Source organism: Sphingomonas sp. CCH9-F2, from assembly GCF_001556735.1.
Lineage (GTDB): Bacteria > Pseudomonadota > Alphaproteobacteria > Sphingomonadales > Sphingomonadaceae > Sphingomonas > Sphingomonas ginsenosidimutans.
In genome coordinates this window covers 1-213 of sequence record NZ_LSJO01000708.1, presented here as the reverse complement: position 1 = coordinate 213, position 213 = coordinate 1, and the positions used below count along the sequence as shown (strand labels likewise).

Genomic DNA, 213 nt, shown 5'->3' with positions numbered 1-213 from the left:
TGCGGGACTCGACGTCGATTCCCGCGCCACGCGGCGGCGGGGCATCGATCTGGCGCAGAGCCGCGGAGACGCACGGAATGGCGTGCTGCCACCGGCGTGTCGTTGTCACCATCATGTCGTCGAGGACGGGCGCCTGGCGCCGGGCATCCTGCCGGTCGCTCCCGTCACTGCCCGCGGCGGCGCGCTGGATCAACGTTGCGGCGCCGCTCGCAC

1 protein-coding gene is annotated in these 213 nt (G+C 73.2%); it reads right to left on the bottom strand.

What is annotated here, in order from left to right; genetic code table 11:
- On the bottom strand, nucleotides 1-193 hold a 193-nt coding region (locus AX685_RS23290), incomplete at its 3' end, for a hypothetical protein (protein WP_231792328.1).
- Nucleotides 194-213 lie beyond the last annotated feature (20 nt).